The sequence below is a fragment of the Halobacillus sp. genome (assembly GCF_049282395.1).
Classification (GTDB): domain Bacteria; phylum Bacillota; class Bacilli; order Bacillales; family Halobacillaceae; genus Halobacillus.
In genome coordinates, this window is the sequence record NZ_JBAPTY010000383.1 from 1 (window position 1) to 14,537 (window position 14,537).

At 41.0% G+C, this 14,537-nt stretch carries 13 protein-coding genes; 11 read left to right on the plus strand and 2 right to left on the minus strand.

The window, feature by feature from the left end; all coding sequences use genetic code 11:
* The 9 genes from pyc to WAM07_RS15990 form a co-directional block, all read left to right on the plus strand.
* Positions 1 to 3,125: pyruvate carboxylase (pyc, locus tag WAM07_RS15950; protein ID WP_422168410.1), on the plus strand; the 3,125-nt coding region annotated here is incomplete at its 5' end.
* 665 nt (positions 3,126 to 3,790) lie between these two features.
* Positions 3,791 to 4,729, plus strand: a complete 939-nt coding sequence (gene cyoE / locus WAM07_RS15955; protein WP_422168411.1) for a heme o synthase — start codon at positions 3,791 to 3,793, stop codon at positions 4,727 to 4,729.
* Between the two features lie 75 nt (positions 4,730 to 4,804).
* Positions 4,805 to 5,869 (plus strand): cytochrome c oxidase subunit II, encoded by a 1,065-nt coding sequence (coxB, locus tag WAM07_RS15960; protein ID WP_422168412.1) that lies wholly within the window; start codon positions 4,805 to 4,807, stop codon positions 5,867 to 5,869.
* 50 nt (positions 5,870 to 5,919) lie between these two features.
* Entirely contained in the window at positions 5,920 to 7,788 is a 1,869-nt protein-coding gene (ctaD, locus tag WAM07_RS15965) for a cytochrome c oxidase subunit I (RefSeq protein WP_422168413.1), read from the plus strand.
* Positions 7,788 to 8,411: a cytochrome c oxidase subunit 3 gene (locus tag WAM07_RS15970; RefSeq protein ID WP_422168414.1), complete on the plus strand. Its 624-nt coding sequence runs from the start codon at positions 7,788 to 7,790 to the stop codon at positions 8,409 to 8,411. Before ctaD ends, WAM07_RS15970 begins: the two co-directional genes overlap by 1 nt.
* Before the next feature lie 3 nt (positions 8,412 to 8,414).
* Positions 8,415 to 8,741: a cytochrome c oxidase subunit IVB gene (gene ctaF / locus WAM07_RS15975; RefSeq protein WP_014643079.1), complete on the plus strand. Its 327-nt coding sequence runs from the start codon at positions 8,415 to 8,417 to the stop codon at positions 8,739 to 8,741.
* A 181-nt stretch (positions 8,742 to 8,922) separates the two neighbouring features.
* On the plus strand, positions 8,923 to 9,822 hold the full coding sequence (gene ctaG, locus WAM07_RS15980) for a cytochrome c oxidase assembly factor CtaG (RefSeq protein WP_422168415.1): 900 nt from the start codon (positions 8,923 to 8,925) through the stop codon (positions 9,820 to 9,822).
* A gap of 76 nt (positions 9,823 to 9,898) precedes the next feature.
* Positions 9,899 to 10,354, plus strand: coding sequence for a DUF420 domain-containing protein (locus tag WAM07_RS15985; RefSeq protein ID WP_422168416.1), 456 nt, complete (start codon positions 9,899 to 9,901; stop codon positions 10,352 to 10,354).
* Between the two features lie 217 nt (positions 10,355 to 10,571).
* On the plus strand, positions 10,572 to 11,114 hold the full coding sequence (locus WAM07_RS15990) for a GNAT family N-acetyltransferase (RefSeq protein ID WP_422168417.1): 543 nt from the start codon (positions 10,572 to 10,574) through the stop codon (positions 11,112 to 11,114).
* Between the two features lie 35 nt (positions 11,115 to 11,149).
* On the opposite strand, the gene ytvI is transcribed toward WAM07_RS15990, so the two are convergent.
* Both ytvI and WAM07_RS16000 read right to left on the minus strand, forming a co-directional pair.
* Positions 11,150 to 12,208, minus strand: a complete 1,059-nt coding sequence (gene ytvI / locus WAM07_RS15995; protein WP_422168418.1) for a sporulation integral membrane protein YtvI — start codon at positions 12,206 to 12,208, stop codon at positions 11,150 to 11,152.
* A 143-nt stretch (positions 12,209 to 12,351) separates the two neighbouring features.
* The gene (locus WAM07_RS16000) at positions 12,352 to 12,831 is read right to left on the minus strand and encodes a YugN family protein (RefSeq protein WP_422168419.1); all 480 of its coding nucleotides are present in this window, start codon (positions 12,829 to 12,831) and stop codon (positions 12,352 to 12,354) included.
* A gap of 210 nt (positions 12,832 to 13,041) precedes the next feature.
* On the opposite strand from WAM07_RS16000, the gene WAM07_RS16005 reads away from it, so the two are divergent.
* Positions 13,042 to 13,470, plus strand: coding sequence for a CBS domain-containing protein (locus tag WAM07_RS16005; protein ID WP_014643085.1), 429 nt, complete (start codon positions 13,042 to 13,044; stop codon positions 13,468 to 13,470).
* 282 nt (positions 13,471 to 13,752) lie between these two features.
* On the plus strand, positions 13,753 to 14,358 hold the full coding sequence (locus WAM07_RS16010; RefSeq protein ID WP_422168420.1) for a hypothetical protein: 606 nt from the start codon (positions 13,753 to 13,755) through the stop codon (positions 14,356 to 14,358).
* Positions 14,359 to 14,537: the final 179 nt, after the last annotated feature.

The window sequence follows — 14,537 nt, forward strand, 5'->3', positions numbered from 1 at the left end:
TCTTTATTGGGCCGACAAGTGAACATTTAAACATGTTCGGTGACAAAGTAAAAGCAAGAGATCAGGCTGTGCAAGCAGACATACCTGTTATTCCTGGAAGCGATGGACCGGTGGAAGACTTGGAGGAAATTCGGGAATTTGGAGATAAACATGGATACCCACTCATGATCAAAGCTGCTATGGGCGGCGGTGGACGAGGGATGAGGGTCGTACGAAGTGCTGAAACGTTATCAGAGTCCTATGACCGAGCTCGCTCTGAAGCCAGAGCAGCCTTTGGCAGTGATGACGTTTATGTAGAAAAACTAATAGAAGAACCAAAGCACATTGAAGTTCAGATTATCGGAGATCATGAAGGAAACATTGTTCATCTCTATGAAAGAGACTGCTCGGTGCAGCGTCGTCACCAGAAAGTGGTCGAAGTGGCACCCAGCGTTTCTTTGAACGTACAGTTACGAGAAAAGATCTGTCATGCTGCCGTTCAGCTCATGGATAACGTAGGTTATATCAATGCAGGAACCGTTGAATTTCTAGTAACGGGGGACGAATTTTATTTTATAGAAGTCAATCCAAGAGTCCAGGTAGAGCATACCATTACGGAAATGATTACGGGAGTCGACATCGTTCAGACTCAAATCCTGATAGCTGAGGGTCATGCTCTACATAGCTCAGAAGTTGCGATCCCTCACCAAGACGAAATCAGAACGCATGGATATGCCATTCAGTCACGGGTTACGACCGAGGATCCGCTTAACAATTTCATGCCGGATACTGGTAAGATTATGGCGTACCGGACCGGAGGAGGCTTCGGTGTACGTCTCGATGCGGGAAATGGGTTTCAGGGTGCTGTCATCTCTCCTTACTACGATTCTCTGCTCGTTAAATTATCAACATGGGCATTGAATTTTGACCAGGCTGCGCATAAAATGGTCCGTAATTTAAAAGAGTTCAGGATTCGGGGCATTAAAACGAATATTCCTTTCCTGGAAAATGTGATTCAGCACAAGCAATTCTTGAACGGTGAATATAATACGATGTTTATCGACCGTTCTCCTGAATTATTTGTCTTTCCTAAACGAAAAGACCGCGGGACCAAGATGTTGTCCTATATAGCTGATCGAACGATCAATGGATTTGAGGGCTATGGAAACCGGAAAAAGCCCACTTTTCATAACCCAAGAGTACCAAACCTCAAATACTCTGAATCTATGCCGATAGGTACAAAGCAGATTCTGAATGAAAGAGGGCCGGAAGGTTTAGCAGAATGGCTGAAGGAGCGTCCTGAAGTATTATTGACGGATACAACTTTCCGTGATGCTCATCAGTCTCTTCTTGCTACAAGAGACAGAACTAAGGATTTAGAGAATATCGCGGAACCAACTGCCCGGCTGCTTCCCCAGTTGTTTTCACTGGAAATGTGGGGCGGAGCTACGTTTGATGTATCCTACCGCTTCTTAAAGGAAGACCCGTGGGAGCGATTGCTTAAATTAAGAGAACAGGCGCCTAATGTCCTTTTCCAAATGCTGCTGCGTTCTTCCAATGCTGTTGGTTACAAAAATTATCCGGATAATCTGATTCGTGAATTTGTTGAAAAAAGTGCCAATGCAGGTATTGATGTGTTCCGTATCTTTGACAGTCTTAACTGGGTGGAAGGCATGAAACTGACCATTGATGCTGTGCGCCAGAACAATAAGGTTGCAGAAGCTGCTGTCTGTTATACCGGTGATATTCTCGATTCCACAAGACCTAAATATGATCTGGATTATTATAAGAAAGTAGCGAAAGAGTTACAGGATGCGGGCGCGCATATTTTAGGTATTAAAGATATGGCAGGACTTTTAAAACCCGAAGCTGCTTATCAGCTAATCACCACCCTTAAGGAAGCGATCGATATCCCCATTCATCTGCATACTCACGATACAAGTGGAAACGGCATCTTTACCTATGCTAAAGCCGTAGAAGCAGGAGTGGATGTGGTGGATGTAGCTGCAGGACCGATGGCAGGTTTAACCTCACAGCCAAGTGCAAATAGCCTGTACTATGCCCTTGAAGGAAGTGAAAGAAAGCCTGAAGTTGATATCCAGTCTTATGAAAAGCTTGGGCACTTCTGGGAGGATACGAGAAAATATTATGCTGATTTCGAAAGCGGCATGATGGCCCCTCATACAGAAGTATATGAACACGAAATGCCTGGGGGACAGTATAGTAACCTTCAGCAGCAGGCTAAAGCAGTAGGGTTAAGTCCCCGCTGGGATGAAGTGAAAAAAATGTACCGTCGTGTGAATGACATGTTCGGTGATATTGTAAAAGTGACGCCTTCTTCAAAAGTCGTGGGAGACATGGCGCTTTACATGGTTCAAAATGGGTTGAACGAAGATGATGTATATGAACGTGGTGATTCTCTGGATTTTCCAGACAGTGTAGTAGAATTTTTCCAAGGTTATCTTGGCCAGCCTTACGGAGGATTTCCTGCAGAGTTGCAGCGTATTGTTCTTAAGGGCAGAAAGCCGCTTCAGGTTCGACCGGGAGAGCTCCTGGACCCTGTAGATTTCAATAACCTGAAAGAGACATTATTTCATTCACTGGATCGTCAAGTGACAAGCTTTGATATGATCAGCTATGCCCTTTATCCAAAAGTTTTCATGGACTATCAAAAATTCACAGAGCAGTATGGAGATATGTCCGTACTGGATACGCCTACGTTTTTCTATGGAATGCGCCTCGGTGAAGAAATAGAAGTGGAAATTGAACAAGGGAAAACGCTGATTGTAAAAATGGTTTCAATAGGTGAAGCGCAAGTGGATGGTACAAGGACCGTTTATTTTGAGTTGAATGGTCAACCGCGTGAAGTAGTGGTGCGAGACGAAAATGTTAAAGCCACTGTGCACCAGCGCCCTAAAGCAGATAAATCAAATACAAAACATATCGGCGCCAGTATGCCCGGAACGGTTATTAAAGTAATTTCTGCTCAAGGTGAAAATGTGAAAAAAGGAGACCACCTGATGATTACGGAAGCAATGAAAATGGAGACGACCGTCCAGGCTCCATTTGATGGTGTAATCAAGGATATTTATGTGGAAAATAATGAAGCAATTCATGTTGGGGATCTCTTAATTGAATTTGAGTAATAGAGTGTGGACGATCTGCCTGTTCAACCAGGGCAGATCGTTTTTATGGTGTATACATAGGTATAGGTGAATACAATAAAAGGAAATTGGCGCCCCTACGTTTAGTGAGTTTTTCCGTTACGGTACATATTAACAGGAACGAGATTTTAAACGTTGTTGGTTGTTTTCTATAAGAGATTATTGCTTAAAATGGTCCAAACATTAAAGGGATCCTGAAGCATGGGATATTTTTAAAAACTGCTACTTGAGTTAAAGAGTCAAATTGATCGAAAAGTTTAGAAAGCTCTGGGAAAATCATCACCGAGAATGTAATATTATTTTTACTTTTTATAGAGGAAACCTTGCATTCCGGTCTGGAATTTGCTAGAAATAAGTAGGTGGATGACAATCGTCAAGAAATAGTCAATAAATGTAAACCTGTGAAGGTCTGCTTTACGTTACAATAGGTATAAACGTGGATTTTTGACCTGTTAAAGATGTCACAGATTTGTCACAAATTAATAAAAATCTATTGTTTAAATAGATAGAAGGTCAATTCCATGATACAATTACCTTGATGTTTCTTGTCCTAAAAGGATTTTAAGGCAGAAACAGCTCTCGACTTTACGCTTTCCCCAGAAGATGTAAAGGAAGTGTAAAGAAGGTAGAAGGAGGAGGATATTACGATGGACAACCCTAGAACAGTCGAATCCGCTTCTACAGATATGATCGGGCAGACTCCTGTCCGTGAATCTTCAATGTTAGCTGATATAAAGAGTCTGATTAAAGTAGGTATCATCAATTCCAATTTAATAACAACATTTGCAGGATTCTGGCTTGCTTTACATTTCACAGGATCTTCTTTTATAGACCACTGGGTCACCTTCTTGTTGACCATGGCCGGTACCGCTTTAGTAATTGCGGGTGGGTGTATTCTTAATAATTGGTATGATAGAGATATCGATCCGATAATGTCACGTACAAAGAATCGTCCGACAGTAACGGGAACAATGTCATTATCTCTCATTAAAGGACTCGGAATCGGCACATCCCTTCTTGGGGTAGTGGTTCTGTTATTTACCACGGTGGAAGCCGCGCTCTTTGGAGCGTTTGGATGGTTTGTTTACGTCGTACTTTATACGATGTGGTCAAAGAGACGGTACACTATAAACACGGTGATTGGAAGTTTCTCAGGTGCTGTACCTCCATTAATCGGATGGGCAGCAATAGATCCTGGACTTCAGCTTGAAGCCATCATCTTGTTTTTAATCATGTTTATTTGGCAGACGCCTCATTTTCTGGCATTAGCCATGAAGAAAAAGGAAGACTATAAAGCGGCTGGTATTCCCATGCTACCTGTTGTGCATGGATTTGAAATGACGAAGCGTCAAATCGTCATCTATGTAGCTTGTCTACTTCCGCTGCCAATATATCTGGCTTCATTAGGCAGCATTTTTTTAATTATTGCCTTCACGCTGTCAGCGGGATGGCTGGTTCTTGGCATCTACGGCTTCTTTATGAAAGATGATTACAAATGGGCTACTTGGATGTTTGTTTATTCTTTGAATTATTTGACGATCATGTTTTTAATGATGGTTGTAGTCACTCTGCCGTTTCCTTTTTAAAGTACTGACTCAATATTTTATTGAGTCAGTTCCTTAATAAATAAAGTACTTACAAGAGAAAGAGAGGTATCACTTATGAGAGGTTGGATGGGAAAATTCCGTACTCTGGCGCTTTTCGGAGCTCTTACCTTAATCCTGTCGGGTTGTGGTGTAGATAATCTGAGTGCCTTGAAACCTAAGGGTTACGGAGCGGAGTTATTATTAGATCTTATGATGATCAGCATTGCGATCATGATTTTTGTATTCGTTATCGTAATGGCCATTTATGCATTTGTCCTAATCCGTTATCGCGCAAAGAAAGGTCAGGAAAACATTATTCCTAAGCAAACGGAAGGTAATAAAGCTCTAGAAGTGATTTGGACAGTAATTCCAATAATTTTGCTTCTTGTATTAGCTGTACCTACTGTACAGGCTACCTTTGATCTAGCAGATCAATCATCTCAGGAAGATGAAAGCGCTATGACGATTGAAGTTACAGGAAATCAGTACTGGTGGCATTTTAACTATCCAAAAGAGGAAATTGCCATAAGTCAGGAGTTGTACATCCCTACAGGAGAACGCGTATACTTAAATCTTAAATCCAGTGACGTTATTCACTCTTTCTGGCTTCCTTCCATTGCCGGAAAAATGGATACAAACCCTGGTGAGAACATGAACACAATGTACTTAGAAGCATATGAAGAAGGAGTTTATTGGGGGCATTGTGCAGAACTTTGCGGTCCTTCCCACTCCCTGATGGATTTCCGGGTTGTGGCGGTTAGTCCTGATAAATTCGAACAATGGAAAGAAGACATGCAGAACGTAGATCCTGAAGCCACACCGGAGACTACATCAGCTCAGGAGGGTCAGGAATTGTTTAACAATAACTGTATGAGCTGTCATGCAGTCGGAGGCTCCTCGGCAGGCGTCGGACCAAATTTAACCAACTTTGGAAACCGCGAGAAAATTGCCGGTATTTTGGAACCGTCTAAAGAAAACCTGGTAAATTGGATTGTTAATCCGAATGAATTCAAGCCGGGCAATAACATGCCTGCAAATATTGTAGGCGAAGAGGAAGCAAGTAAAATTGCTGACTATTTACTTCAACTTAAACATTCGGATATCGGAAACGATGTTCCTACACGAAATACAGATAAGTAAGTTAGCTAGTATCAAAAATGAGAAAGAGGTTTGAAAAGGGAGGTTAAAGCGTGAGTACTACAGCAGCACAAAAAGGTGGGCTCGGCGCTGCGATTTGGGATTACTTGACTACTGTGGACCATAAGAAGATTGCACATCTTTACTTGGTAGCAGGAGGTCTATTCTTCTTAATCGGCGGGCTTGAAGCCATGTTAATACGAATTCAATTGATGAAACCAGATAACAATTTCATCTCTGCCGGGCTTTATAATGAAATGATTACGATGCATGGTACGACCATGATTTTCTTAGCAGCCATGCCGCTTATATTCGCTTTAATGAATGCGGTGGTTCCGCTGCAGATTGGAGCTCGTGACGTAGCGTTTCCATACTTGAACTCCTTAGGGTTCTGGCTGTTTCTATTTGGCGGATTAATGCTAAACGTTTCCTGGTTTACAGGAGGAGCTCCTGATGCGGGCTGGACAAACTATGCACCGCTATCGACTACATCACCGGGCCATGGAGTCGATTATTATGTAATGGGGCTGCAGATTTCAGGGGCTGGTACACTGATCGGTGGTATTAACTTCCTGGTAACTGTTGTTAATATGAGAGCGCCGGGTATGACATATATGCGCATGCCGCTGTTCACCTGGTCTACGCTTGTCACTAGTACTTTGATTTTATTTGCTTTCCCTGCTTTAACAGTAGGGTTGTTTCTAATGATGTTTGACCGCATGTTTGGTGCTGCCTTCTTTGATGTAGCCAAAGGCGGTAACGTTATTATTTGGGAGCATTTATTCTGGATATTCGGACACCCCGAAGTTTATATATTAATTCTTCCTTTGTTCGGAGCATTTAGTGATATATTCTCGACCTTTTCTAAAAAAAGGTTGTTCGGTTACTCAGCTATGGTTTTCGCAACTGTGCTGATCGGTTTTCTCGGTTTCATGGTGTGGGCTCACCACATGTTTACCGTAGGAATGGGACCAATTGCCAACTCCATATTTGCTGTAGCAACGATGGCGATTGCTGTTCCGACTGGGATAAAAATATTTAACTGGCTCTTTACGATGTGGGGCGGTCAGATTAGAATGACATCAGCTATGCTCTGGTCTGTAGCGTTCATTCCTTCCTTTACTATTGGAGGCATGACGGGTGTTATGCTTGCAGCAGCAGCAGCTGACTTCCAGTACCATGATACTTATTTCGTAGTAGGTCACTTCCACTACGTTATTGTCGGTGGTGTTGTCTTTGGTATTTTCGCAGCACTACATTACTGGTGGCCGAAAATGTTTGGTAAAGTTCTTAATGAAAAACTTGGTAAATTGGCATTCTGGCCGTTCTTTATCGGCTTCCACTTAACCTTCTTTATCCAACATTTTCTTGGATTAATGGGAATGCCGCGACGTTACTGGGTTTTCCTTGAAGGTCAGGGACTAGAAGCAGGTAATATGATTAGTACGATTGGCGCTTTCTTAATGGCTATTGGTTCAGTTATCTTCTTAATTAATGTTGTGTACACATCAGTTAAGGAGAAGAAAGCGGACGGCGATCCTTGGGACGGACGTACGTTAGAATGGACAATGCCTTCACCACCACCGCACTACAACTTCGTACAAACTCCATTAGTACGTGGATTAGACCCACTATGGGTGGAAAAAACAGAAGGTAAAGACAGTATGACACCAGCAGAACCACTTGGGGACATTCACATGCCTAACGCTTCCATTCTGCCGTTCACAACGTCAGTGGGACTATTTATAGCAGGTTTTGGATTTATTTATCAAACCGATGATAAGACTTGGCTTGTGGCTTCCGTTATTGGGATGGCAATAACCTTTGGTTCGATGCTCACACGTTCTCTGAAAGATGATCTTGGGCACCATATTCATAAAGAAGAGCTGGAAGAGGATATTAAGAAAGGGGTTGGCAAATAATGAGTCATGAAGATGTACTGAATCCAAAACAAATGCCGCATGATCCAGAAAAAGCCACCCTTGAAGGTAGAAATAAATTTCTTGCTTTTTGGTTTTTCCTAGGCGGAGAAACTGTACTATTCGCCAGCTTATTTGGAACTTATATTGCTTTAAATAGTTCCACAACTGGTGAAAATACTCCTGAACATCTATTTGGGCTTGAGCTGGTTTTCCTCATGACTATGATGCTTTTGACGAGTTCACTTACTAGTGTCTATGCGATTTATCATATGAAAAACCAGGACTTTCGTAAAATGCAGACATGGTTGGCTATTACGGTCCTACTGGGACTTGGTTTTCTAGGGTGTGAAATATATGAGTTTCTTCACTATATTCATGAGTATGAGTTTACCTTTGGGTCTTCGGCCTTCGCTTCATCGTTTTACACCCTGGTCGGATTTCACGGAGGCCACGTTCTATTTGGACTTTCCTGGATCGTTTCTCTAATGCTCCGGAATCAAAAACGCGGCTTGAATTTATATAACGCTCCGAAATTCTATGTAGCAAGCCTTTACTGGCACTTCATTGACGTCGTATGGGTATTTATCTTTACGGTCGTTTACCTTATGGGAAAGGTGGGTTAATCAATGGCAAATAGCTCCCATTCGAAGCCTACAAGACAGATGGAATATGAAAAGAAACAGCATAAAGAAGAGATGAAGCAACAGGTTATCACCTTCGTGCTTATGATTCTGTTTACCTTTGTAGCTTTTGGCATGGTGATCATGGAAGTGAATTCCTACTTCGTCATCCCAACATTAATTATCCTGGCGATTGTACAGGTGGCATTCCAGCTTTATTACTTTATGCACATGAAGAATAAAGGACATAATATGCCTGCCTTAATGATGTATGGTGGTGCTGCAGTAGCAGGACTTACCATTATCACTTTTTCCTCCATTATCTGGTGGTAATCTAACTTAAAAGATAATAGGTAACTTATTACAAAAAGACCGGGTCCCCGGTCTTTTTGTATGCCTGCGAAAGTTATGGCTAAATTATGAACAATCCGTGATCTCCCTTTGAAGGACTCGTTTTTTTGGATAAAGTTAGTTAAAATAGAGAAGAAAGAAATTAAACTGAGGTGAGATGCCAATGTGGTTAGAACTTCAAATATTCGGCTTTCGAGCATTATGGAGTCCTTTTTATTTATTATTTGTCTGTTTGTTAGCGGCTCTTTATTTTTATATAACCGGACCAAAAAGACCGGAAGGGGTGGAACATCCTTCTATATCACAACAAGTGATGTTTTATTCAGGTATGGTCCTGCTTTACGCTATTAAGGGCTCTCCTGTGGACCTGTTAGGTCATATTATGTTTACGGCCCATATGACGCAGATGGCCCTTTATTATCTGCTATTCCCGATACTCGTCATTAAAGGATTGCCGTCCTGGATCTGGAAGAAGCTTTTCCAAGTTAAAGGACTCGGAAATATATTAAGGTTTTTCACGAAGCCCCTATTGTCGCTTCTATTGTTTAACGGGTTATTTTCTCTTTACCACATGCCTGTTATTTTTGACTTTGCCAAATCTGACGATATTGCGCACGCTATTATTACTACGGTCATACTGTTTACTGCTTTTGTAATGTGGGTGTCTGTATTCCCACCACTAGAAGAGTTGAACAGACTCAGCCCGATCATGAAGATTGGTTTTATCTTTGCCAATGGAGTACTTATAACTCCTGCGTGTGGATTAATTATTTTTGCAGGAACTCCTTTATACGAAACCTATTCCCAATCCGGGGCCTGGATTCAGGCGATGAGCTTATGTGTGCCTGCTAATGTATTAAATGATATCGCAGCCAACTTAAGCGGCCCGAGTTATTTTACGCCAATGCCTTTAGTTGAAGATCAGCAACTGGGCGGGATCATCATGAAAATTACTCAAGAAATAATTTTCGGAGCGATCATTGCCTATATATTCTTCAGCTGGTTTAACCAGGAGAGAAACACAATTGATCCAATACCTGCTCATATACCAAGCGAATCATAAGATCAGGGAAAGTCTATAACAGTGAATAGACTTTCCCTGACCAATTGTTTTCAGTTGTCCGAAAAGAGGTGGAAAGATGCCAATATTACCGACCCTTAGTACTTTTTTTATTGTGTTAAGTGCTGTACTCGTTGCCATTGGATGGCTACTCATCGCGAAGAATAAGAGAGTCGCTCATAAAAAAGTGATGGTTGCCGGAGCCATCAGCGCGTTAACGTTTTTTATTATTTATGTGAGCCGGACCATTTTTGTCGGAAATACTAGTTTCGGTGGTCCAGATGAAATCAAAATTTATTATACGGTTTTTCTGATCTTTCATATCATATTGGCCACAGTAGGCGCGGTGTTCGGAATTATTACCTTAACGCTTGCGTATAAACGCAAAATTCCTAAGCACCGTAAAGTAGGACCGGTAACCAGTATCATCTGGTTTTTTACTGCTATTACAGGTGTAGCGGTGTACTTACTTTTATACATTATTTATGACGGCGGGACGACAACCAGCATGATAAAAGCTATATTAGGGACGTAGAAATTTTAAAAAAAGCAGCGAACGTGTTCAAAGCGTTGCGCTGCTTTTTTTAGCTTATTAAGTTTACTACGGTTTTCGCTCCTTCTATAAGGCTTTAGAGAAAATTTATCTTTTTAAAAGGCTTTTATTGAACGTTTAGGTTGTTTAAGGGAGTGGAAGAACAGGTATATAGAAGACTATTATAACGTGAGCATACATAGGAAAGGAATGGAACTGTATGAGTATATACACAGAACGCCTGCGGTTGATGCCTGTTTCATTGGAGTTAGCTCAAACGCTAATGAAAAATCCCCTGTCCTTTTATTATAAATATCAGCTCCCCTGGAATAAAAATTGGCCTCATTATGGTTTGAAGGCTATTATGCCTATTTACGCAGAAAAACTTGAACAGGACAAAGAAGAATTTGGTTTTGGACCCTGGGTTATAATGGATGCATCAGGAAAACGTGTCTTAGGTGATATTGGATTTAAAGGCAGGCCTGATGATAATGGAATAATTGAAATTGGATATCACATCGTTAGTTCAGAAAGAAATACAGGTTACGCTTCTGAAGCTGTGGATCATTTATGTACATGGGCGTTTAGTCATCCTGAAGTAAAGGGTGTGGAGGCAGAATGTGATCGAGAAAACATTGCTTCTCAGAAAGTGCTGATCAATAATGGTTTTTCTCATACTGGAAAAACCGGAGATATTCTACTATTTAAAAAGGAAAGAAAGGTGCATAACCCAAAGCCTGACTGTTATAAAGAAGGCTTATAAAAAGCCTGAAGCTATTTAGCTTCAGGCTTTTGTTTTTATAGTTTAAAATTCCATTTAATAATTCCGGCTTCTTTGGCGGAATTGAAGGCAATGACCACCAGTGGACCTAAGATAAAACCAACCAGCCCTATCAATTGGAGGCCAAGATACATGGCTATCAAAGTAGCAAGGGGGGAAAGCCCGATATGGCGACCCATAACCTTCGGCTCGACCGTTCTGCGAATGGCTAACAAGGTAATCGCCAATATACCGAGCTTAGCACCCATAGAAATGTCCCCAATAATCATCATATACACCGACCAGGGTCCAAGAATAACGATAGAGCCGATGATAGGAATGAAATCAATCATCCATATAATCAGTGACATGATAAGAGCCACTTCGGGAGCTATCCATAACAATCCAGCTAAAGAAACGATAAATATGATGATACTCACTAAAAACTGGGCTTTTAAAAAACCAAAAACTACATACGCTAAACGTGCATTCATAAACTTAACTTTCTCAGAAGTAGCTTCCGTAAAACCAGCATGCATTTTTTCCCTGAGGCGGGGCAGTTCCAGCATAAATAAAAATAAAGCAATTAAATATACAAGAAAACTGACTAAGTATTCAGGTATTTTGGCAGCTACAGACGCAATATTGGATAGCTGCAGCTGCTGGGAAATAGCCGTAGTAGTGCGATCAAAAGCATTCGTCAATTCATTCGCTACTTTATCGACGAATTCCTGGGGCATATTGCGGGTGAAACTGTCCATATTGTTCTGCCAATTCAGAAGTACCTGATTCATTTGATTAATATATTCCGGCGCATGGTCGGCAAGCTGAACAATTTGAGCAACGGCCCTCGTAACCGCAAACGTCCCGAGTAAACCCAGAAAGATTAGAAACAGCAAGAATACAATTGTAACAGCCATTTTTCGGTTCATTCGGAACCTGAATTGCATCCATCGAATGGATGGGTTAAGGAATAAAGCGGTCACCAGAGCTAAAATTAATGGGATAGAGACTGGCAGTATATAATATCCCGCAATGATAAGTAGTATGAAAAGCCCTATGAGGACCCATTGTTTTTTAGTTAGATATCGGAACAATTTATGTATGGATCTCCTTTCCCTAAACCAACTCGACAAATCTGGAAGGCATTTTTAAAAAAAGCCGCTCATCATTTAAGTAATGATGTGCGACTCCATTGGAACATTCCGAACATCGAATGGGCGACTACCATCGGAAGTGTTTATTTACGCTGTTCCGGGTTGTTGGAAAGCTCTTTAACTTTTTCAAGAACTTCCTGATTCTGGTTTTCTTCCGCCCATTTGGTTAGTTTCTCAAGCACGATATGCTCAGGTACCTGATTGTGGTATTTATTCGCAGGCTCCTGAATTTTCTTAATTAAATTTCTTGCTTTTTCAATAATACCTTCAGAAAAGCCTTCCTGTTCGCCGTATTCCACGCCGTGCGGATAGTAGTGACGTCCCAGTAGAGGATCCATCAATCGGATAACTGCATCACCACGGTCGACATCCCCTTCAATGGCAAAGCCCTGTACGCGTACGTAATAAGTCACGTTTTTCTCTGGAGCATCCAATTTATAGTCGTAGGTCACACGTTCGTAATCCCAGGATCCACCTAGAATGAAACCGTTACTTTCCATTAGTTCCGTTAAGGGTTTGAAATCTACAACCAGTCCATCTAAACCTGTGCTTTCTAGTTTCATCTCTTCCACCTCACAAATAGTATGTATTTCATTAATTTTAGTACGAAAAAGCTGAACTTGCAATTTCTGAGATTTCTTATACGCCTTTATTCAGCATTATAGACGTTATCTATTTAATTATACTACATAAGGATCATGGTTGCATGTAATAATTTTGTTGAAATGGGGACACTAATCATTGATATTGAATTACTATAAGGAGGATTTCCTATGAAAACAGTGAAAGACATAATGACTAGTGATGTATCTGTATGCCGTACGGATGATACGCTTAGTTCAGCTGCTCAAATTATGAAACAGAAGAACGTAGGGGCTGTTCCTGTATGCGATAATCAGGGTCAGTTGATGGGTATGGTAACCGACCGTGACTTAGTTCTGCGTGGTTATGCCGATAAGAAACCAGAAACTACTCCAATCCAGCAGGTCATGAGCGATCGTTTATACAACTGTAGCCCAGAGACTACGCTTGAAGAAGCGAGTAAAATAATGGCTGAGCATCAAATCCGCAGACTTCCAGTCGTGGAAAATGGAAAATTATCAGGGATCATCTCTCTTGGTGATTTATCTGTAGAAGATATGTCAGACCATGCGGCTGGCGTAGCTCTTCAAGACATTTCTGAACGCCCTGAACTTCATTAAGTGATTCAATAGGAAGACCTGCTGCTTTCAGCAGGTCTTTTATTTGTACAAAGGAAGCGATAGCGGTATTTTTGGAATCAATAAAGTTAAAATAATCCAAAATATATAGGCACCAGTACACTTTGTATTTCCCTTAAGAGCAGTACCTGTTGCAAGTATAAGTTAAGTAAAATGTAAAATTGTATATGAAGCAGACTTAAACCTGTGATAAGCTAAGCGCATCAAAGAACGATTTACGGAAACCCAAGAATAGCTTTAGAAAGGGGGAATGGTTTAAGAGCTATGCGCAAGTTTGCAGATGATATGTTTATCGTGTTGATCTCGCTGTTTTTATTCTACATATTCGTGTTGAACGTTAATAATTTTACATTTTTGGACGGCAATCAGGCACTCCTTTTAGTTGCTTCGATTAGTGTGGTGGCAGCTAGTCTTTGGATTGGAGTCCGATTGAGTAAATGGCTGCGTTCTTTCAGGTACACTTTTATTGTAAAGACTCTCCTATCTAGTGTCATCCTCTTATTTTTCAGTTACCAGCTTTATTCTCCTTATTATTATTCCTCGAATCATCTAGAAGAAGTGGGTGTGAAACAGGCAGCATCCTATTTTCAGGTTAACGAAGAAATACAGTCGGATAAGGAACGTGAACAAAAGATTAAAGCAATGATGACGGAAATGATGGCCTTTGCCACTTTACAAACTGAACAACTTCCAAAAGGAGAATTAGTCGACATACATACGATTGAAATAACTCGGGATTACTATAGATTTCACTTAACTTTGGAAATCAAACGCTCCTTTGGAACAGATATTTTAAAAGAAACATATCGATTCACATTCACGAGAGAGGGTGGAAAATTTAAAATCAATGGATTTGAAAAATTAGACTAGAAAGTCCTGCTTTTCTCAAATTTCCTTCACAAGATAAGAACGTCCTTATTTTAGGTGCATAGGCTATAGAGTAGATCTAACAGTGAGGTGTGAACTTATGAGTACAAATGAATTGCACCCGAATGTCCAGCGCTTTAAAGAATTTGTGGATGATCATCCTCGTGTAAAGGAACAAATCC